This window comes from Streptomyces sp. NPDC057445, assembly GCF_042802855.1.
Taxonomy (GTDB): domain Bacteria; phylum Actinomycetota; class Actinomycetes; order Streptomycetales; family Streptomycetaceae; genus Streptomyces.
On the sequence record NZ_JBHVDH010000017.1, the window covers coordinates 76,250 to 96,538 of the forward strand.

At 67.9% G+C, this 20,289-nt stretch carries 20 protein-coding genes; 8 read left to right on the top strand and 12 right to left on the bottom strand.

Features of this window, described 5'->3' with window-relative positions:
• Positions 1-14: 14 nt before the first annotated feature.
• The 9 genes from ACFU5O_RS27885 to ACFU5O_RS27925 form a co-directional block, all read right to left on the bottom strand.
• Positions 15-2,048: an ATP/GTP-binding protein gene (locus ACFU5O_RS27885; protein ID WP_384244719.1), complete on the bottom strand. Its 2,034-nt coding sequence runs from the start codon at positions 2,046-2,048 to the stop codon at positions 15-17.
• Between the two features lie 125 nt (positions 2,049-2,173).
• The gene (locus ACFU5O_RS27890; RefSeq protein ID WP_384244720.1) at positions 2,174-2,482 is read right to left on the bottom strand and encodes a hypothetical protein; all 309 of its coding nucleotides are present in this window, start codon (positions 2,480-2,482) and stop codon (positions 2,174-2,176) included.
• On the bottom strand, positions 2,479-2,949 hold the full coding sequence (locus tag ACFU5O_RS27895) for a hypothetical protein (RefSeq protein ID WP_384244722.1): 471 nt from the start codon (positions 2,947-2,949) through the stop codon (positions 2,479-2,481). The genes ACFU5O_RS27890 and ACFU5O_RS27895 overlap by 4 nt, the downstream gene beginning before the upstream one ends.
• A 284-nt stretch (positions 2,950-3,233) precedes the next feature.
• A complete protein-coding gene (locus ACFU5O_RS27900) occupies positions 3,234-5,132 on the bottom strand; it encodes a DUF2637 domain-containing protein (RefSeq protein WP_384244723.1) in 1,899 nt (632 codons plus the stop codon).
• 274 nt (positions 5,133-5,406) lie between these two features.
• Positions 5,407-5,592, bottom strand: a complete 186-nt coding sequence (locus tag ACFU5O_RS27905) for a hypothetical protein (RefSeq protein WP_384244724.1) — start codon at positions 5,590-5,592, stop codon at positions 5,407-5,409.
• A 72-nt stretch (positions 5,593-5,664) separates the two neighbouring features.
• Positions 5,665-5,931, bottom strand: coding sequence for a WhiB family transcriptional regulator (locus tag ACFU5O_RS27910; RefSeq protein WP_384244726.1), 267 nt, complete (start codon positions 5,929-5,931; stop codon positions 5,665-5,667).
• A gap of 135 nt (positions 5,932-6,066) precedes the next feature.
• Complete coding sequence (locus ACFU5O_RS27915; protein WP_384244727.1) at positions 6,067-6,513, bottom strand: ATP-binding protein; 447 nt, start codon at positions 6,511-6,513, stop codon at positions 6,067-6,069.
• 29 nt (positions 6,514-6,542) lie between these two features.
• A complete protein-coding gene (locus ACFU5O_RS27920; protein ID WP_384244729.1) occupies positions 6,543-6,737 on the bottom strand; it encodes a hypothetical protein in 195 nt (64 codons plus the stop codon).
• 160 nt (positions 6,738-6,897) lie between these two features.
• The gene (locus ACFU5O_RS27925) at positions 6,898-7,689 is read right to left on the bottom strand and encodes a hypothetical protein (RefSeq protein WP_384244730.1); all 792 of its coding nucleotides are present in this window, start codon (positions 7,687-7,689) and stop codon (positions 6,898-6,900) included.
• A gap of 344 nt (positions 7,690-8,033) precedes the next feature.
• Between ACFU5O_RS27925 and ACFU5O_RS27930 the strand changes: the two genes are divergently transcribed.
• The 5 genes from ACFU5O_RS27930 (at position 8,034) to ACFU5O_RS27950 (ending at position 14,611) form a co-directional block, all read left to right on the top strand.
• Entirely contained in the window at positions 8,034-8,378 is a 345-nt protein-coding gene (locus tag ACFU5O_RS27930; protein WP_384244731.1) for a GntR family transcriptional regulator, read from the top strand.
• Positions 8,379-8,607: 229 nt separating this feature from the next.
• On the top strand, positions 8,608-9,777 hold the full coding sequence (locus ACFU5O_RS27935) for a helix-turn-helix domain-containing protein (protein ID WP_384244733.1): 1,170 nt from the start codon (positions 8,608-8,610) through the stop codon (positions 9,775-9,777).
• 23 nt (positions 9,778-9,800) lie between these two features.
• Entirely contained in the window at positions 9,801-10,364 is a 564-nt protein-coding gene (locus ACFU5O_RS27940; protein WP_384244734.1) for an isochorismatase family cysteine hydrolase, read from the top strand.
• Positions 10,361-11,272 carry an NAD(P)/FAD-dependent oxidoreductase gene (locus ACFU5O_RS27945; RefSeq protein ID WP_384244735.1) on the top strand — a complete coding sequence of 304 codons (912 nt, stop codon included), beginning with the start codon at positions 10,361-10,363 and terminating at the stop codon, positions 11,270-11,272. Before ACFU5O_RS27940 ends, ACFU5O_RS27945 begins: the two co-directional genes overlap by 4 nt.
• 1,005 nt (positions 11,273-12,277) lie before the next feature.
• Positions 12,278-14,611, top strand: coding sequence for a hypothetical protein (locus tag ACFU5O_RS27950; protein ID WP_384244737.1), 2,334 nt, complete (start codon positions 12,278-12,280; stop codon positions 14,609-14,611).
• A 479-nt stretch (positions 14,612-15,090) separates the two neighbouring features.
• On the opposite strand, the gene ACFU5O_RS27955 is transcribed toward ACFU5O_RS27950, so the two are convergent.
• The 3 genes from ACFU5O_RS27955 to ACFU5O_RS27965 all read right to left on the bottom strand — a co-directional run bounded on the left by ACFU5O_RS27955 (position 15,091) and on the right by ACFU5O_RS27965 (position 18,158).
• Positions 15,091-15,528, bottom strand: coding sequence for a DUF4231 domain-containing protein (locus ACFU5O_RS27955; protein WP_384244738.1), 438 nt, complete (start codon positions 15,526-15,528; stop codon positions 15,091-15,093).
• Positions 15,529-16,277: 749 nt separating this feature from the next.
• The gene (locus ACFU5O_RS27960) at positions 16,278-16,682 is read right to left on the bottom strand and encodes a peptidase inhibitor family I36 protein (RefSeq protein WP_384244739.1); all 405 of its coding nucleotides are present in this window, start codon (positions 16,680-16,682) and stop codon (positions 16,278-16,280) included.
• Positions 16,683-17,207: 525 nt separating this feature from the next.
• Entirely contained in the window at positions 17,208-18,158 is a 951-nt protein-coding gene (locus ACFU5O_RS27965; protein ID WP_384244741.1) for a hypothetical protein, read from the bottom strand.
• 26 nt (positions 18,159-18,184) lie between these two features.
• Here ACFU5O_RS27965 and ACFU5O_RS27970 point away from each other — a divergent pair, with 26 nt between their 5' ends.
• From ACFU5O_RS27970 to ACFU5O_RS27980, 3 genes are all read left to right on the top strand, one after another.
• On the top strand, positions 18,185-19,204 hold the full coding sequence (locus ACFU5O_RS27970) for an ATP-dependent DNA ligase (RefSeq protein WP_384244742.1): 1,020 nt from the start codon (positions 18,185-18,187) through the stop codon (positions 19,202-19,204).
• A 355-nt stretch (positions 19,205-19,559) separates the two neighbouring features.
• Positions 19,560-19,865, top strand: a complete 306-nt coding sequence (locus ACFU5O_RS27975) for a hypothetical protein (RefSeq protein ID WP_384244743.1) — start codon at positions 19,560-19,562, stop codon at positions 19,863-19,865.
• Entirely contained in the window at positions 19,862-20,239 is a 378-nt protein-coding gene (locus ACFU5O_RS27980) for a fic family toxin-antitoxin system, toxin component (protein WP_384244744.1), read from the top strand. Before ACFU5O_RS27975 ends, ACFU5O_RS27980 begins: the two co-directional genes overlap by 4 nt.
• The last annotated feature ends 50 nt before the right edge of the window (positions 20,240-20,289 follow it).

Here is a 20,289-nt window from a genome sequence, read left to right on the forward strand (position 1 = left end):
AGTGGCTCCTTGATCTAGTCGTGGTGTGCAGCGGCCGACGTGGACGCCAGGCCCGCGTCGTCCCTGGCGTCCATGTCCTGGCCGTAGACGCGGGCGACGTCCGCGGCCGCGACCATGGCGGCCTCCGAGGCGATCCCGCACTCCTCCGCGCAACGCCGGGCCTGCAGCTTCAGGCGGCCCGCGGAATCGGCGAGTTCCGTGATGAGGTCGGTGACGCGGGTGTCGATGTTGTGGTCGTCGACCAGGTCTGCAGCCATGCCCCGCAGGGCGTCGGCAACCGTGGCGAACGCCTCCGCCAAGGCCTCGGCGCGTTCCTGGTGGGCCGCGGCACTGATGGCGACGTTCACCATCTCCACCAGGTACTGATCGAAGGAGATGTCCGTGCGGTGCTGGGTGGCGAGGCCGCCCTGCCGGGACGGGGCGGTGACCTCCGTTTTGTTCACGCTGCTCTTCCCTGTGCCTGTATTTCGGATGGGGTCATGGGGCCTCGTCGGCTGCTCCGCTGCGCCTGCCTCGTCCTTGTGCGCGGCGCTGAGGGCGGGCCGGCTGACCTGGGGCGGTTCCTTGTCCTCGGTGTCCGGGTTGTGATGGTCGGTGCGTTCGACGGTGATGCCGAGGGAGTCGGCGGGGACCAGGCCGGGCAGTTCGTCCGTTCGCCCGCGGCTGCGCTCGCGGCTACGGCGCCATCGGTCCCGGAGCCGCTCGCCTTTTGGCGTGCCCGCGCTGTCCGCGTCACAACTGTCGGGTCCTGGTTCAGGCTTGGTGCTGGCGCCTGCGGGATCGGAAGGCTTGTCCTTCCCGGGGCCGTCAGATGGGCCGTGGCGCGCTTTCTCGGTTCCATCCGGCTCATCGGGCGCGGTGCCTGCCTTGCGGCCGTCAGCGGCGGCGTCAGGGGCGTCCTCGGAGGATGTCTCCTTGACTGTGCCGTCGACCCCTTTCGAGGCCTTCGGTCGGGACTTCCAGGGCCGCTCGCCGGGCTTGTGCGGATCGATAACCGTGCCCGCCGGGAGTCGCCCGCTCTTGCTCGGCCTTGCGGCCTCGCTCTTCTTGCCCGTTTCAGCCTTGCCGCTCGGCTTCCCACCCCCCTTCGCCGCAGGCTTGTTCTCTGGCTTGGCCTTCCATGGGCCGACGCTCGGGGGCGGCTTCGACTTGCTGCCCGAGTCGCGCCACGGCCGGTGGCCGGGCCTGTGCGGGTCCAGCGTCTTGCCGACACCGTTCCGCTTGCCCCTACCGCCCCGGCCAGAGCCCGCCTGCCAACCTTTTGACCGGCCGTCAGCTCCGCTGCGCCCGGGACCGGGTGTGCTGCTTGCCGGAGGCCGGCCAGCGCCCTTCGGGGCGCCCTTGACCGGCCCCCGACTCCCACTGCCCCCGCCTCCCTTGCCGGGCGACTTCGGACCCGTACGACCAGCCTGGACTGCGGTGTTGGCGCCGCCCCTCGGCTGCTTGGGCCGGGCAGGACCAGACCCCGTACCGCTGCGCGAGGCCCCACCGGTACCGGCCTTAGAGCGGCCCTTGCCCGATCCCAGGCCGGAGCCGGTGGACTTCACACGGTCGGCCTCCGCCTTTCCCCGAGCCTCCGCTTTGTCGCCTCTTGCTTTGAGAAGCGCCTGTCGCAGCTTTCCGTTCTGCTCAATCAGCGCGACTTCCTGCGCAGTGCGCGCCCCCAGCAAGGCGGCCTTCCGTGCGATCTCGGCCTCCCGGAACGGCGCCTCACTTTCGTGACGTGCCCGCGCCATGTCGATCCGGAACTCCAGCCAGTCACCGATACGGTCGGCGAGAGAGCGAGGCTGAACATACTCGACGTATTCATCCTCGCCGTATTCGCCGTTCGGCTCAGGTATCGATATTCCCTCCGAAGAGAGCGCCATCGACGGGTCCATAGGGTGCGGAATGGGTGGCAAATCAATAGTTGTCTCTTCCGGCGGAGCCTCAGGAATGTCCTCCGGCGCCGGGAGGGTATCGGTGTAGGCCGGGATAGGCGGCGGCACATACGAGGGATCGCCGCCTCCGGGGAACCGAAGCAGGATCCCGTTCGGGTCATCGGACACCGCGCACCTCCTTCCAAGGGGCTTGACAGACCGTGAGCCTTGTGTGCACGCGTGCACGGGCACGCGTGCACGCTTTGTGCGCGCGAGGCCCCTCCGGGCATCGGAGGGGCCATCGCGGGTGACGTTCAGTGACGCGGGTGGTTCTGCTCGACGACCTGCTCGGCGTATCGCAGAAGGTCGTCCCACAGGCGCCGGTCGCCCGCCGCCCGCCTGTCGGTCGCCGTCATGAACAGGCGGCAGACGAGGGTGAATCCGGCGTAGACGTCGCAGCGTCCAGCTTTGATTTCTTTAGCGATTTGAGATCGGGTTAGCCGGAGCCAGAATTCCATTGCTCCCTTTTCGCCGCGTGATTCGCGGGCTGCGCGTTCCTCGTCTGCCAGCCAGGCTATGCGATTCTGTGCCGAGCGCTCGACGCTGGTGAGCGGGCGCGTCATGCCGTCTCCCTGTCGGTGAGGTCGTAAAGCGACTTGGGGCCACTATAGCGACGCTGATCTGCAGTAATGTCCTCCTTGGGTTCTGGTGCGGACTGCAGTGCAGCCGCCTTCTTTCGCTGCTTCTCCAGGGCCTTTTCCTGGCGCTTTCGCGCTACCTCCCTCACGCCTTCGTCGTGTGCGTGGCGCTTGTGGGCACTCTTTTCCAGCCCGTCCGACAGCGCACGGAGGTCTTTGAGAGCGCCAGCGAGTTGCCTATCCACGGGCAGGGCGCGCAGACGGGCGCTGTACCAGTGGTCTCCTTCGACGCGGGTGTGGCGGCAGTGCACGCGTGTCTCGAGCTGCAGCGTCTCCAGGTTCTTGCCGATGTCCAGCAGGACCCGCTGGATGTCCGCGAGGTACCGGGCGGTCGCCTCGGGGCTTTGCGCCACATCGCGCAGAGGCGCGTGGTTTGAGTCGTTGCTGTTCACAGGGGAACCTCCAGTGCCATTCAGGCGGTGATGGTGGGCTGTTGACTGCTTCCGGCAGTTGCAGTGAAGGCCAACCCGGTGTGCCCGCGTTGGCCTTCACTGGTGGTGCGGGAGTCCGGTCTGGGGTGGCAGTCCGCCGTAATGAGGACGGGGCGCCTGTGCTGTTGGGGCCGGCTGGTGGTGAGCGTCACCGGTTCACCCGAGCGCTCGGGTGAACACCGATGACGACGGTGAGCGTCAGGTGATTTGCCTGGGCGGGTGAGCGCGCTCACCCGCTCACCGGCTCATCCCTCGCTCACCCACTCAGGCTCACGCTCATGCGGGGACGCTCGTTGCTTGCGTTCAACTTGAGTGCGTAGCCGCTGAGCGGTCGGGCGTGAGACCGGCTTGTCGGACAGAGCCGCCTCGGTGAGCGCTTTGCGGATGTCCTTCCATTGGGGGCGGCGCCCGAGTTCGGTGTAGAGGAGGCGGATGCGTTCATGGCGGCGCTCGGTGAGCGCGTCCGTCGCGCTGCGGCTTCGGGTGCCCTGCGCTCCGTGAGCGCTGCTGCTCTCGCTGGTGCGCTCACCGCCGTGAGCGTTGGGGGGGAGCGCTTGGCGCTCATGCTCACCGCAAGCGTTCCCCGCAATGAGCGTGCTCGGCTCGGGGTGAGCGCACTTGGTGTCGGCGACGCGCTCGATGGTGTGAGCGTTCTCAGGGGTGAGCGTGTCAGCGAGTGAGGCGGGCTCGGTGCCGAGCTTGAGCGCCATGCGCTGTTCCAGCGGAGCCTTGCTCCGCCACCGCCGTCCGTACTTCTCCTTCAGACGCGCTCGCAGCCAGGTCTGCTCCTGGAGACGCTTGAGCGCCTCCTCGTAGGAGGTGATCTCCCACAGGATCATCCGGCGGCGCAGCCGCGCGGTGGGGATCGGAGCGAGGAGCCAGCGTGAACGGCGGACGGTCTCCATGCGCTTCTTACCGGTGACTGCGCCGATCCGCGTGGCGTAGACGTGGGCGGCGATCTCGGAGAAGACGACCCACAGCAGGGTGAGGGCGGCGTGTCCGAGTCGGCCGGCCAGGTCGTCGGACGCCTGCCAGTTCAGGTAGACCGTTGCGCCGGTCAGCGCCCGGGGCACCCAGCGGATCCAGCGCAGTTCCATGCCCATCCGGATCAGGATCAGGTTGGCGCCGGTGAAAGCGGGGATCGCGACGTCGATGCCGACGGGCAGCAGCCATGGCCAGGACCAGCCCCAGCCGCGAGCGGCGTCCTCGAGCGCTGTGTAGGAGGACAGCAGCCCCAGAGTGGAGACTGTGGCGGCGGCAAGCACGATCGCGACTGCCCCCGCCATCTCCTGGCCGGACAGCGGGGGGACACCGCCGACGGGCCGGGCGTCCTGGCGCGCCTTGCGGCGTGCGGCGCGCGAGTCCGCACGGATCTCGCGGCGTCGCGCGCGCTTCACGGTGCGCTGCGTGGCCTCCGCCAGGATGCGGTCGCCCTCGGCCCGGGCATGTTCGAGCAGCCGCGCGGCGTCCTTCTCGGCGCCGGCCAACAGCTTGTCGGCGCAGGTGCTCGCTTCCGCCAGGGCCCGGTCGGCATCCTGCCGGATGTCAGCCGCGGCCTTCTCGGCAGCGGCACGAACCTGCGTGGAATGAGTGTCCGCGCTGTCCCTCATCCCGTCGGCCTCGGTGCGAGCGCGCTCGAGAACCTTCGCGGATTCCGTCGTGGCGCGGCTACGGGCCGCGGCCCCCGCATGCTCCGCCTCGACAAGCAGCTCGGTGCGCTTGGTCCCCGCGTCGGCGAGGACTTTGACGGCGTCCTGCTCGGCTGCGAGACGGACCTGTTCGACTCTCGCGTGGACGTCGGCCAGGAGCCGGTCCGCCTCGATGCTGGCAGCGGAGGTGAGGTTGTCGGCTCTGCGCTGCGCGTTGGTGACCAGCTGCACGGCCTCCCGGCTTGCGGCGGCCCGTGCCTGCTCGGTGTCGGCGGTTGCTGCCTGAGTGATTGCGGCGGCCTGGGTACGGGCGGTGGCCAGCAACTCGACGACACGGGCCTCACCATTAGCGAGGATGCGGGCGGCGTTGTCTGTGGCCAGGTCGCACATGTCGGCCGCGCGGTCGGCCGCGTCGGCGAGGTCCTGGTTGGCCTCCTCATGAATCGGGCGCTCTGGACCGGGTTCCAGGGAGGGCGATGGAGCGGGCAAAGACATGGAGGACGACGCCGATGCCTTGGCACGTCCGCTCTTTGGGGAGTTCGCGGTCCCGGCGCGATCGCGCCTGAGTCGGGTGTCGGGCGAGGTGGACACGGTGGGTCCTTTCACGCCTTGCGGAGCCTCCAGGGGAGAGCGCCGAGGTCAGCGTCGATCGATAGGGTCGTAAACAGGCCTCCGGGCCCCCGGCAGCTCCAATGCCGGGGCCCGGAAGCCGGGTGCAGATAGTGGAATGACCGGTGAGCAGCCGGACGGTATGCGGTGACCGGCTCGCTCAGCGGTGCGGTGGCCTGGGCTGACGGAGGCCGTTGTTGTACGCGTCCTGGAGTCGCGCGAACGACTCGAAGAGGCGTTGCCCGTCCAGGCAACGTTCGGCCGGCGAGCACTCGCCGCACTCGTTCTCGTGGCGGCGGAGCGCGGCTGAGGCCTTCATGTAGCGGTCGTAGAGATCCTCAGCCACGAGCTCGCCGGAGGCCGCCGTTCCCCCCGGTACCGCGAGCTTCGGCGTTCATCTGCCGCGGTTCGGTGGCGGTCATGCCTGGGCCGCCGCGTTGCGGGTGCGGATGCGGGCGGCGCGGCGCTTCATCGCGCGGCGTTGGTCCTCGCTGAGGCCACCCCAGACACCGGTGTCCTGGCCATTCTCGAGCGCCCACGCCAGGCACTGCTCCAAGACTGGGCAGCGACGGCAGACGGCCTTGGCCTCTTCAATCTGCATGAGCGCAGGACCGGTGTTCCCGATGGGGAAGAACAGTTCCGGGTCTTCGTTCCGGCATTCGGACGCATGGCGCCAGTCAGGCATGGGAGTTCGTACCTTTCGTGATCGATTGGTGAGCGGAGCCGGTCGGCCCGGCAAGTGGTGCATTTGGCTAGGGGAGCGGTCGGGTGATCCCGACGCTGGCTGCGATTGATCTACCTGGCCGCGCCCGGTGGGCCATTACGCCGCGGGGAGCACGCACCGAACCTGCTTATCGACCGACGTAGTGCGGACGGAGACTTCCGTGCACAGTGCGTCGATGAGCGCCAGGCCACGTCCGGACTCGGCCTCGGCGCTGTCGAGCGCCGTGTCCGTGGTGTGTGGCAGCCGACTCGGGTCGGGATCCGTGACGGCGACGACAACGCCTTCGTCCGCCAGGCGCAGCTCGATCGTGAGCAGGACCCCGTCCCCGCATGCGCGCACAGCGTTGCCGACCAGTTCCGATAGCACCAGGCACGCGGCGTCTGCGGTCTCGACTGAGAGGCCCTCAGCCATCAGGATCCGCGCGATGAGCCTGCGCACCCCGCGGAGGTTCATCGCATCCGCAGGCATGGAGGCGCGCAGCCCGTTGGGCTCGAGCCACACGGCGGGGCGGCCTTCAGGACTCTGGATCCGCTCGCTGCTCATAGTGCTGGCACCGGAGACGGTCCGGCCGGTCATCGTGATGCTCCGGCCGTCATCTCGTCCAGCGTGCGGCGGGCTCGCCGACCGGTGCTGATGGCGCGGCGGTCGCCGTCGGCCACGAGGTCACGCACCAGCCGGTGCAGTGCTGTTTCCGCGCGTTCCATGTCCTCGACCAGTCCGGCCCTGGGCGCGGCCGGTGCGGATGCGCGTGCCATGCTGTGCGTCATGTAGGTCGTCCTCTCTCTGGCGGGTGACCTGCGCAGACAGCCCCAGGGATTGCGCCCCTGGGGCTGTCCTTGGGCTGGCTGCCGTACGAGCAGCCACGGCCGCCGCCAACCCCTTCTCGGAGTGGCGGCGGCCGTGGTCGTTCGTCGATCGGGAGCATGTTCAGGTGGTGGTCCGGACTGGCTCCAGCGGCAGGTCCGGTCCGCGGAACTCGGAGGCCGCCTCCTTCGGCCGGAAGCCGCAGATGTTGTTCGTCTCCTCGATCGCGGTGCCGCTGCGCTTGGCGAACCGCTTCGTGTCCAATGTGGCCTGGTGGTGCTTCATCCATTCGGTGGCCGCTTTCCTCGCTGCTCGCGCGAGGTAGAGCCGGTCGAACTGGATCCGCTCGCGAGCGAGGGTCGCGCGCAGCGCATCCCGCCGGGCCTGCTGCCGCGCGAGGTGCGCATACAGCGCGGCGAGCCGCAGACCATCAGGGCACCGTGCGGAGCCTTCGCAACCCGCGCAGCGCTTGAAGTGAGTGCGGTAGGCGGTGAGGACCTCAGGCGCGGCTGGCGGCCTCCGCTTCAGCTTGGTGACCGGTGGCGCGGGAGTAGGCATCGCCTTGTGGTACTGCCGTGCCGCACGGCGCTGGTCTGCCGGGACCGCCTCCCGGGCGAGCCGGTTCTGCCGCGCCGTCCACGCGCGGATGCAGATGTCGACCACGACGAGTTGGCTACTGCCGTTGCAGCGCTGATGCCGCTTGCCTTCGGGGACACAGCCGGGGGCGCAGTGCTCACGGATCTTCAGCGTTGTCTCGCCGGTCAGTCGGCGCCAGCGCATGCAGTCGGGGCAGACGACCGACTTCACCTCGCCAGAGCGGACGTTGAAGTGCTGCGGATCCATGGTGCTGAGCATCAGGGCCGGACGGCCGTTGGTGCGCTTGGTGCGAACTCGGCCGGGTCGAATGCGGGGCATCAATTCCTCCTGGCTGTGGCAGAACGGGAGCTGCTCTCTCTGCCCGCCAGGCGGTGCCGGCCACCCGGGGCCCAGCGGACAGACAGCGCAGCGCGCTGTTCAAGGTCATGCAGGTGGTGCTCTGTATTCGGTACGGGTGTCTCGGCCGGGGGAGCGAAGGCTCAACCCCATTGCCGCCGCTGACGCGGTGACACCCGCTGTCTTGGGGGAGCCGCTGGCGACTCCCTTGCTGCACCGACAGAGAAACATTGCCGACTTACTTAGGTTAGCTGATACAGTCTGGGCTGTGTCAACCAAGTTGTGGAAGGTATGTAGACCAGTGAGGTGGCTCTACGATGTGGCTCATGACGGACGAGTCCATGCAGCCCTACCAGCGGATTGCGCAGTATGTGCGTGATCAGATCCGGCTCGGCCGTCTCAAGGCGAACGACAAGCTGCCCAGCACGCGTGAGATGGCTGACAGCTTCGAGGTCGCTCCTGGAACGGTCCAGCGGGCCCTTGTTGAGCTCCGAACAGACGGCATCATCTACTCCCACCAGGGACGCGGTAGCTTCATCCGAGAGCAGGCCGTCGAAGCCGTAGCAGATCCGACGACGCGAGCTATCAAGCGGCTCGAGGACCAGGTCGCTGATCTGACCCGGCGTCTGGAACGCATCGAGCAAGCCCAGACCGAACAGCCGGACATTTGATGAGGAGGCAGCCGACGGGCATTCGGCCGTCCTTCTCAACGGCGTGGGGCGGGGGTGCCCCGCGGCGCTCGGCATGGAGTTCTCCCGTCGGATTGCTAGTTCTCGATCAACGTCCCATAGCTTCCGGGGCGTGCGAGTTCGGCGAGATGCCCTGCCGTGGAAGTGGTGTGGAAGCAGCGTGGAAGTAGGTCGCTTCCCGCCTGGCAGATGACCGCTGAGGGGGTGTGTAGTGATCGCCGTGGAGCAGTGGACAGGCGAAGTGGCGTTGCTGCTGCGCTCGGTGATGCGTGCCTCGGTGCGTGATTTCGCCGATCGCCTCGGCATCAGTCCTCGAACGGTTTCGAATTGGAAGAACAACAGCAGCAGCGTCTGCCGGCCGGAGACGGCGCAGATTCTCGACACGGCACTCGCCCAGTGCACGCCGCAGGAACGGGAAGCCTTCCGCCTCCGCCTGGCGGCGCTCCGCGGCGAACCAGTCCCTTCAGCTCGAGCTGAAGCCGCTCGACCAGGTCCGTGCACCGTTGTCTCGCACAAGTTTCTGCCGGTGTACCTGGGGGATCGAAGCCTTCCGCTGCACGAGTCGGCCACGCCACGGCCCGCTGGGCCGGGAGGCTTAGAGCAGCGTGTGCGCGGGGCTTGCCACCGGTCAGCCCAGGCGTCGACGCTCCATGTCTACGCGTGCGGCGTCGCGGTCGTGCATCTGGAAGAGCATCAGCGAGTCGAATCGCTGACCGAGCTGGCCGTGTGGCGCTACCGGAGCTACTCGAAGGATCCGGAGTGGGTGGGGGAGAGGCTGACTCGGCTGCTGGCTACGGGCTCAGGTGACGGGCAGGTTCGCGGGCTGCCGCCGGTGCCTCAATACGTGCTGTCTGCTTACGAGCTTCGCGAGAACGCCTGGAGCGGTACTGGCCTGGACACGGCTCTTCAGCTACTGACCACGCCATCGGTGCTAGTCAACCGTCAGGACCCGTCCAATGTGGTCCCGCTTGCTCCTGGGGTGGAGGATGCCAAGTTCCGGGACGGCTGGACCCACCCTGAAGCTGTCGCCTTCGGTGGAGGCGTGTCTCGGGGCGTCGCCGGCTGGTCCGGAGTGGCCTACCACCCTCAGTCGGACGAGCGTGCACTGACCATGAGCCAGATTGTGGCCCTGGAGCTGGACGTTCAGGCTCTTTGGGCGCTGTCTTCCCACATCCTGAGCATGGTCGAGGACGGTCAGGATCCGGTGATGCCGCCAGAATACGGATGGCGCTTCCTTCGCGGTGCCTACTCGCGGCTGACCACCGCGCGCCCGACGGAAACTGCCCAGCATCGGGTGATGCGCGAGGCGATCCTCTCGACAAGTGACCTTCCTGATCGGTTGCGCGCAGCCCAGGATGCCCTTCGAGACAGCAACCGGTGATGGCTTCAGGGAAGGCGGAGTGAGTGGATCCTCGATCGACAGCATTGCTGGTCATTGACGTGCAACAGGGCTTCATCAACCGGCACAGCCAGGGCGTACTGCCCACAGTCGTCCGGCTGGTGGAAGGCTGGCGCGAGGCGGGGGCCCCAATCGTTCTGACCCGTTTTCGCAACGAGCCGGGATCGCCGTACGAGAGAATCACCGGATGGACCCGGCTCCGCACGGCGGAAGAGCAGGCACTCGTCGCCGAACTCGCTCCACACGCGGGGTACGCCTCCGCGGTGATCGACAAGGTGCGCTCGTCAGCCTTCACGCCTAGCGGCACCGAACTCATCCGTGACGCTGGCTGGAACGACCTGGTTGTGTGCGGCATCGACACGGACGCCTGCGTCTACGACACGGCAATGGCCGCCTATCAGAACGGCTACCGGCCGTGGATCGTTACCGACGCCTGCGCCTCTACGGGCGGACGCCAGTACCACGACGCAGCACTTCTGCTGGCGTCCAGGAACCTTGGCGCCAAGCAACTCATCACGAGCCATGAAGCGCTGTCCCGGCTCGGCGGAACTGAAGGAGCACACGCATGAGTGCCACGACGACCGAAGCGGACGTGCTCGTGGTCGGCGCCGGCCCAGCCGGGGTGGCAGCCACGATGATGGCGGCCAGCCTCAACCTGCAGACCCTCGTGGTGGAAGCTGGTCCGGTGGCTGGCAAGCTGCACACCATCGGTGCACTGGAGAACGTGCCTGGCGGTTGGTCAACCGGGCCGCAACTCGCTACGGCCCTTGCATCGGACTTGGCGTGCCTGCAGAAGTCCGGGCGATGCTCCGTAATACAAGCCCGTGCAGTGGAGGTACGTGGGCTGGACGACCGTGCAGAGCTAGTCCTCGATGACGGACGGGTACTCGGCGCGCAGACGATCGTGGTTGCCACCGGCGTAGCCGCCCAGACCCCGTCCGATGCCGATTGGGTGAGTGCCTCTGCCGAGCTGTCACCGCCACCGCTGTGGCGCGCAGTTCCCCAGGACTTGCTCGGTCGCACATATGTGCTGGGTGGTGATCGACCGCTCGGAACCTGGCTTCGCACACACCCCGCGACCTCGACCACCCTGCACGTCCTCTGTCCGCCAGCGGACGAGTACAAGGTTGCTGAGGTCTCGAGTGACGAGCGAGTTCGAATCGTGCCGGTGTCCCACGTAGTCCTGTCTCGACCGCCTTACGGGGATGACTGGAGCGTAGAGGTGGAGGACCGGCATGGAGAGCGGAAGACCTACGCGGCTGGCACGGTCCTGAGCAACCTGGGGAACACGCCCGCGGCCCTGACGGGCCTTGCCGTGAGCGCGGACGGCTACTGCTTGCCCGAACAGCAGCACTCGCGGATTCAGATCGCCGGAGACCTACGGTCCGCGCGGTATCAGCGCATTCTGACTGCGCAGGGATCGGGGGCCGAAGCCGTGCTCGCCTCCTACTACGCCACCGCTTGCGGGCCTAGCTGAAAGGAGATCAACTCATGCTCAGGAACGGGCGCAGGCCTGGGGCGACACGTGTGCCCCGAGGGCTCTTCGGGCGTGACGGGGCCGGTAGAGTTGCGCCGAGCATTGATCAAAAAGAGAAGTGGCCCCGTCAATCGACCTTGGACAAGTCGAGAGGGGCCACGTGGCCGAAAGACCTTGTGATGGGGGTCCTGCGGCCTGCCGAGCACCCTTTTATCTCTCCAGAAGGGGTCGACGTGATCAGGGTACCCGTACTCAGCACTGGACTCACCGCACCCCGCCGTGGTGCCAGCTGTCGCATGAGCGATGGCTGGTCCTTCGGCGGGGTGTTTGTGCTGTCCGCGCGCACCCCGGTCCGCACCTCACGTGGTGAGGGGGCCGGAATGACGTAGATCGTCGGGGGCGGCGCCCGTACGGGTCTTCATGCCGCCCCGGCTGCTCAGCCAGCGGGTGATTGGGAGTCACCCACGGCTCAGCGCCCATCTGCCACCGGAGGGCTTGGGAGAGCCCGCCGAAGGGATTGTCCGTCCGGTCGGGAGCCGGTCGAACAGTTCGGTCTTGGTTCGGCGAGAACCACGAAGTCCACGAGGGGCTTCGTCATGCCGTTTGTGGCGATGCCTCAACGACAGGAGCCATTGTGCAGGAGCACTATGCCTTTCGCCAGTCCACCTACGCCCGTTTCATCCTGATTCGCACGGGCGAGTTCATTCCCTCCGTCGAGATTGACTGCCCTCTCTGCCCGATTCGCCCCATTATTCGAGGCGGGTGCTTCGGTTGAGCGCCGGCACCCAACGAGCAGCGGTGGTCCCCTCCCCGCGCCGCGTCGGCCTGCCCGCCATCCACGGCAAGGCTGCGGGCGCGCGGCTCCCCCGTCTGCGCTCGGTTCCCGAGCAGGCAGGCCCGGCGCCCGTGAGCAGTCCCGGGCGGCCGCTGGCGCTCGGGCGAGACGCTCGTGCGCGCATCAGAAGCGCGGTTCACGTTCTCCTCGGCAGTCCAGGGGCGGACGCGGTGAGGCTGGCAGTGCTGGTGCTGGCGGCACGCACCCCATCAGCGTCGGGCGTGGTGGAGATCCGCACGCGTGAACTCGCCCGCTGGTTGGGCATGTCGGAGTCCTACGCCGCGTCAGTTGTCGTGCCCGGGCTGCGCCGCTCAGGCGTCGTGGAGGTCGTCACGGCGACGGGGGAGTTCGGTGAAAACTCCGGGCTCCGATGCCGGGTCCTTCCGCTGTGGGAGGCACGAAGCGAGGTGGGTCATCCGCTGGCGCTCCACCGCAAGGAGCTCGCTACGCTCTTCCGGCTGATGGAGGCGCTCATGGCGCCCGGCTGGGTACACCGAGACGGCTCGGTCACCCCGCCCGGGCTGATCGGCACCCGTACGGGGCGTGGGGCCGCGACCGACCGGCTCGCACTGCTGCTCCTGGTGCTGGAGACGGCCCCGACGGGGCGCGTGCGGCAGTGCGGCGGCACCATCGACACCAAGCGCGGCCGCGCGGCCGCGACCGTGGCACGGCTGCTGGGCTGCACCGCGGCCGCAGCAGAGCGGGTACTCGAGCGCCTGGAGCACCAGGGCCTGATTGAACGGGTCCGCCTGCGGACGGCATCGGGGATGGTGCACCGTACCCGGCTGATGGTGCCGGCGGTGGCAGCCGCCCACGGCAACGGGCCCTCGCCCCAGGTGACCACAGCCTGTCTGTCTGACGTTGCGGACCCCGACGCTGCGGCAGGGAGTAGTGACGCTCCCCACGCACGCACGGACACGCAGGTCAGGGCGACCGATAGCTCCGAGCGCGCTGCGACTTCAGAGCCCGATGTTCCGGCAGGCCTTCACTCTGATCACTCTGCCGGGGTTCCTGGGCGGGAAGTTGATGCTGGTAGTGAGGGGTTTTCCGGCGAAGTCCGTAGGGGGCGGGGCCGTCGGCCGGGACGCGCGTGCGCGCGCGAGGCCGAGGCCGAGCCTCTCCCGGCCGGGCCAAAGCTGCAGCTCGGAACGAGCGCTGCCAGCCCGCTGCGCGGGGACAAGCCCCAAAACCTCCGCGTCCACCAGGGGAGAAGAGAGGATGCCCGACCGCGCCCGGAATCCGGGCGCAATGGCCCGTCGCAGGATGACCGGCTGTTGGTCGCGCTGGGACCGGTTGCTTGCCTGTGGTCGCAGTTCACTGCCGCACAAAGGCGCCTAATCAGCTGCGCGGCGGAGACCGAGCTCATCACCCTCAGTGGAATTACCGGCCCCGAGGTAGCCCCGCAGTTGCTCGCCCAGCGCTTGACGGAGCGGCTACGGGCAGACGGCGGCCCCGCAGGTGTCCGCGAGCCGGTCGGATGGCTCCTTCGCCGCGGGCTCGTCCAGCGTCCCGCATGCTCGGACATGCGTTGCGACGACGGCACCCGCCTTGACACCGGCAGCGACTGCCCAACCTGCGACAACGTCATCCGCATCCGCCGGGCCCAGCGCGCCAGGACAGTCGCCGAAGTCGAGGCGTCGATGCCCAGTGCTGCCGCGGCCGCTCGCCGGGCAGCCCTAGAAGAGCGCCTGCGCAACCAAGTCGTGCTCGAGGCAGAAACCCTCGTGCAGCGTCGCCGCCAGGCCGAAGCCAGGCAGGAAGCAGTCCGCGCGAAGGCGCAGGCGGAAGCCGCGAACGAGCGTGCTGCAGCGAAGGCCGCCAGAGCTGCCCGTCAAGCAATTCCATGCGAGGACTGCGGCGCCGACCGAGCCGCGGGCCTGTGCGAGACCTGCGGCTATCGACGCCAGACCCGAGACCTCATCGCCGAGCTTGGCCTGATTGCCGCCACCTGGGCGGCCGACCTGGATGACCCCGTCGACATCGAAGCAGTTGCCGCTAGCGTTCGGGCCAATGTGCAGCGACGCATCGACGAGAGACGTCAGCACCTGGTCGACCTGATGGACCCCACTGATCATGAGTATCAGAGCTTGCGGAATGTGCACTCGGTTCTGGCATTCAACGCCCTGCAGACCGTCCGGGACGCCGAACCGGAGTACCGGGCGTCTGCCCTGGCCATGCTGGCACGCTCAGTGGAAGCCGACGCAGAAGCTCTGCGCGCCTACGCCACCGAGGAAAGCCGACGCTGGCACCAGCAATACCCCGACACCAGCCGCGCCGCAGCACAAACTGCCGCCCACGCCGCACGACAGCGCACTGCCCAGCACCTCCTGGACACACGCCTGGACACGCTCCGCGCCCCACGACGACCCAAAACCGGGACTGTGACTGCCAGCCAGGGAGCCCCGCGTGGGCCGTGGTCTGACCGGCTTGCCGAACTGGCGACCCGGCCGATCAAAGGTGAAGAGCTGAGTGAATGCACCGGTCACCTGCTTGCATCTCAGTGACCCCGGGGCACGTGCCTGGCGGGCAGGCTCTCGGGTCCGCGGCGCGTCGAGGGACGCCGGGCGTACCGCGTTCAGGTCGCGGTTCCGCCCATGAGCCAGTACGGCCGCGCCGCTGGCTCGACGACGGGGCCGTGCGCGATGCGGAGCCCTGACTGTGGCCATGCGTACAAAAGGCGACAACGCTCGTGGAGCTGTCCAGGTTCACCGCCACCTGACAGACGTTGCGCCCATCTGCCCACTCCTGCCGGGCAGATGGACTACCACGGCGTACCGCCAGCGGTGACAGCGGACAGTTAAATTTCCCCGCCTGCGGCCACGTCAGCTCCCCGGCGCGGCCACTTCAATTCCCCGCTGGCGGCCACTTCGTCTACAGAGCGTGACGTCACGCCGGTGGCGTGGCCAAGAAGGGGGTTAGATCGACCCTGCACATTCCATGGTGGCCCCGGCCTACGTCCGGCAGCGGAACGGCAGCGACTGCCTCAGGTACCGCGCGACGTCACTGGTTCCCGGCGTTGCTCCAGCCACACGCGGCACAGATCATCCCAGATGTCCTGATAGCTAAGGAAAATGGCGTTGACTTGGTCGTGCGTCAGATCGCCGGGAGACGTTGATGCCACGAGGTATTCCAGGTCATCGGCCAGACGCCGGAAACGATACTGGGTCTCCTCCATCAGCACCCATCGGGAGCGCCAGTTGAAGAACGGCTCGACGGCCCCCAGCAACGTCCCTAGGGCCACCAGGGCAAACGCAAGACCGGCCCACGTGTTGAGGCTTTGCAGGCCCAGGATGATGGTGGACGCTGCGGACAGTGCCAGCGTCACCATCTTGATCACTGAAGCAAGCCGGCGGAACTGCTGCTTCCTCCTATCGGCGTAGCCGTCACCTCGACGAATCTTGCCCAGCAGGAGAGCAGCCACCTCCTCCGGGCTGAGGCCTGCGCTCAATTCGCCAGCTGGCTGCACTCTCTCCGCCCCCAAAGCAACCCGTCGTCACCTTGCGATTCCCTACGTCAGACACTGCCTGGCGACTGCGCGGTTCCACAGAGTCGCCGATCGGCAGTCGAACTACCGAGAACCGGCGAAACATAGTGGAGGTCGTCTCCTCACCGGTGCCGACGATGAAGGCGGGCCAGGGAAGAGACTACTGAGTGTGACTGTTGGGTGGGGAATCGAGCTGGCCGTACGCGGGGATTTCCCACTGGCCGCCGACACAGCGGCCACGCGACCAGACGAAGAGCGCCGGAGCCTGCCCCGCTGGCCATGTCTGGCGGGTGTCGGTCGTACGTGCCGGAGACGCCTCCCACTGCATTGCGGCACGCGGTCACCCAGGACTGCGGGCCGCTCCCGCGCCCTCGGCGGCCGGTGGACCGTCGTCAACGAGGGCGACGCTCCGGGGCACGAGACCCTACTCGCCGAGCGGGATCGCCTCGCCGCCCGCATCGCGGAGATCGACGCTGTCCTTGGCAGCTGACCCCGACTCCGTCGGCGGGCGCAGACTGAGGAGTGCACGACATTCACCGAAGTCGCCGCGAACTGTCGGCGTCGTGTGCCCTCATTGGGCTGCCGTGGCCGCCAGCCGGTCGCAGCCGCCGCGCAGATGGCCGCGCCGACCGGAATCGTCTTGCGCCAGACATCGGCTCGGTGCCGCGAGGCACGAGAAGCAGGCTTCAGCCGCAGTCGTTGCGGTTGATCTTTAGGGATCGGGTCTGGTCGTTGAGGTTGTAGGAACGCAGGTCATGAATGGAGCCTCCGCTGCGAGTCACGCAGACCCAGCGGCCGGAGTAGTTCCTCTTCTCATAGACCCGTGCGGTGCGGTCGGAGTTGTTCCTGATCGAGCTGCCGCGGTCGCGGATTGCAGAGGGCAGGTCCTTCACGCCACCGTCGACTGCCCGCCGCACCCAGGGCTGCCCCCCGAAGTTGATCTCTGGGTAGATGCATACATAGCCGCCAGGGCATTCGATGCCGGAACGCGCGGCACTCGCCCCGGCCTCTGCCGACACAGGCACGCCCAGCGACAGACATGACATGGAAGCAACGGCAGCAGCACGCATCACGTTTCTGATCACACCCATAGAAATAGTGCGCTCCGCCCGGCAGCGGGTGGAGCGACTCCCCGATTCACTCGCGCGAGTTGGCACCGCGGCCACGCAGACCGGCAACGCCCTGGCAACTGTGTGGAGGCAGACGCCGCCACAGCAGGACGGAGCGCAAGGCGCAACTTCATCCCAGCGCAGGGGTGGTCGTAGTTGGCTCCGGCTTACCGGGGCGGGCTCGAGCAGGGGCCACCGCTACTGCGAAGGGGTCCTCTCGGAACTCATGAAAGGCCCCACCTTCTTGAGGACCGCAATGGTCATCTTGAGGGCGCGGGGGGACTGACGGGTACCGGCGAGACGCCCCCAGCATGATCCGCCACGGCCAGGGCACGCCGGGGAGGTGCGCTCATTTATCAACCCATCGGTCGAGCCGGTCAAACGCCACGTGCCCCACGCGTTCATGTCAGGGCAGGAGCGAGGCCGTGGGTCTCCTTGATGTTCCGATGCCGACGCTGGGCACTGGGGGCCTCCGGCCGATGTGCGCTGTCTCCGTATCGTGACTGTCTACTTGGTTGGTGCCGTCGTCTTGGCCGCGGTCTGCCCTTTCGGCAGGTCCCGCACGGCCCCAGGGGACGAGCTCCCGTCCTCCAGCTGCTCTGCTGCGTGGGCGGCGACCGAGGCGTGGTGGCGTGCCTCCCGGGCGACCCGCTCGGCGTTCGTGACCTGCTCCCGAGCGGCACGTGCCCTGTTCTGGGCCTCACGATAGGTGGTCTCTGCCTCCCGTAGTTGCTGGGCGAGGTCGGCCGTGCGCTGTTCGCTCTCCCGTGCCTCCTGCTCTGCCCGCTGCCGGTGCGCCTCGGCGACCTTGAGTTGTTCCTCGCTAGTGTGCGCGGCTTCTTCGGCCTTCTCGGCCGTCTTCCGCGCCTGGTCAATCTGCTCGCGCAGCTGCCGGTTGTGGCTGCGCTTGTCGCTCGTTTCTCCGCGCTGTCCGGTGGGCTGGGCTTGAGAGGGTGCGGCGGCCCTCGTCCGCGGAGTCTTGTCGGCGGAAAAACCAAAAGGGGCGGTCAGGGGGCGGGTGAGCCTGCCGGCCGCCCACTCCGCTGCGGCCTGTGGGTCGGCCAGAACCGCGTGCAGGGTCGCTTCGACCTCGTGCTGCGCCTCGTCGCTCACAGGTTGGCCGACTTCAGCCGCCAGATGCCGTGCCTGGCGAGCCAGGGCGGAGATCACGGCATGCTGCTGGCTGCTGAGGCTGCGCAGCTGGTCGCGGTCGAGATCGTGGTGCGCCTGGCGCAGTTCGGCACCGAGTTTGACCAGGCGCTCGGCCACCTCGGGCTGCCGGCGTACGAGAAGGTTGCTGGTCCACGCCGCCAGGGTGGGACGGCGGAGGGCGCGGATCCGCTCGGCCAGTGAGCGGTCCCCGGACCGGCGCGCCTGCGCCGCGCGCTCGTCCCGGGCCGCGACAAAAGCGGCTGGCCGCAGTCCGTACAGCTCGTCGATCACGCTCTCTAGATCCACGGCGATCCCCCTGCGGAGGTCCGGTAATGCGCCGATTTTCGCATTACATGGCTGATATGTTCCAGAATGTGAGCCTCACGCCGCCGGTGGAACCAATGCTGGCCCAGGCCGTGCCACGCCTGCCTGGCCCCGGCGCACTGCCCGGCGGCACCGTGTATGAGCCGAAGTACGACGGCTACCGGCTCCTCGTCTTCGCCGGCCCGGACGGCGAGGTGTTCCTGCAGTCCCGCAATGGGCGTGACCTCACCAACGGCTTCCCAGAGATCGCCGAGGCGGCGGCAGCGCTCGGCGAAGACGTCGTCCTCGATGGCGAAGCCGTCATCTACTCGGAAGGCCGGTTCGACTTTCCCGCGTTGCAGCAGCGCCTGAACCGTCGGCCCGGCGCCGTTGCCCAGCTGGCCCGAGCGCAGCCCGCGCACCTGGTCGCCTTCGACCTGATCCAGCACGCCGGAACCGAGATGATCGCCTGGCCCTACGAGCAGCGCCGGGCATCCCTGGAGTCCCTCTTCCAGAGCCACAGTCTCGAGGCACCGTGGGCGCTCACCCCGTCAACGACCGACCGGACCCAGGCGGAGGAGTGGCTTCGCGACTGGAGCACGGTCGGTGTGGAGGGTTTGGTAGCCAAAGGAGTGGCCCAGCACTACGAGTGCGGACGCCGCCGATGGCAGAAATACCGGTTCCGGGAAAGCGCCGAGGCGATCGTCGCCGCTGTGACCGGCACTCTGACTCACCCGCGGACCCTCCTCCTCGGTCGCTATACCAACCAGGGTCTACTACGGCTGGTGGCCCGCAGCACCCCGCTGCCCTCCCACCTGCGCACCGAGCTCAGTGGCCTTCTCTCTCCGGGCGGTGCCGACCACCCGTGGCAAGGCGTGCGCTTCTCAACGTCATGGGGCAACCGCGAGCCTCTCAGCTTCACCACCGTCGCCCCCGAGCTTGTCGTGGAATTCCAAGGTGACACCGCCGTCGATCGGGGCGCCTGGCGACACCCAGTCCGCATCCAACGGATCCGCACAGACCTAACCCCCGATGACGTCCGCCGTTAACCCGGCAGGGGGCTTGTGAATCAGACCCAGCGGCAATCGACCGGCGAAACACAGAGCCATCGCCGGCAGACGCGTCACTCGCGTCAACAGAATTCTGCACGTGCTTCGGGGAGCGGCACGAGGAACCCGAGGGGCTCGTGGCCATTCGCGCGAGACCTGACACTTTGCCGTGCGCATGACGGACAGCGACTATCTGTGCGCGCCAGGTGTCAGTCGTCCCGCGGGGCGAGACCCTCTGTGCACTGCGGGACGCGTTCCGGCCGAGCTGAGGTGCCCTTGGCAGCGTGGCCAGGCCGCACGAGAGGGCGGCCGATTTTCTCGCGGGGATCATGATCGCGCTGGTATCTTCGCTCTCATGGAGCAGAACGGTGAGATGCCCTCCGGATTCAACCCCGAGGAGTACGCGCGGGTGGAGAACGCCGCTCGGCTGATTGGCAAGTCGCCAGAGGCGTTTGTCCGTGACGCGGCCCTGGCCGCCGCCGAGGACCCGTTCCTCAAGGCGCTCAAGCATGCGGGCGAGAGCGTCGTGCGTTTGGCCCCGGTCTTCGCCGAGCATGGCGAGGAGCCCCGCCCGTCACCTGCCCCCTCGAACGCTTGGCCCGACGCCGCGCCGCTGAGCAGCCGCGACCTGCACGAAACGCGCCACGGTCACGCCGCGTGACACGCTTCCTCACCGCAGAAGAGCTGCTGCAGGTTGCGCAGACCCTTCCCGGCGATCCGGCGTGCCTGGACCTTGGCGTCCTCGATGCCGTGTGCGCGCGGGTCCGGGCACGCTACATGGCCCAGGATGTTTACGGCTCTCTGTGGCTCAAGGCGGCGGCCATGCTGGAGACGATCATTCTCCACGAGCCCCTCGAAGAGAGAAACCAGTTCTTCGCGTGGCTCGCAGCCGAAACCTTCCTGGCCGCGAACAGCGTCTACATGACCTACGAGCCGGAGGCAGCACTCGCTCTGGTCATGCGGGCCAAGCACAAGGGCGCGGACGTTCGGGAGATCGCCGCCCAACTTCGTGCCTGGACCACCCCCGGAACTTGAGCCGGGCAGTTCATAGCACCAACGGTCAGGGACTGTCCGAGCCGGTCCTA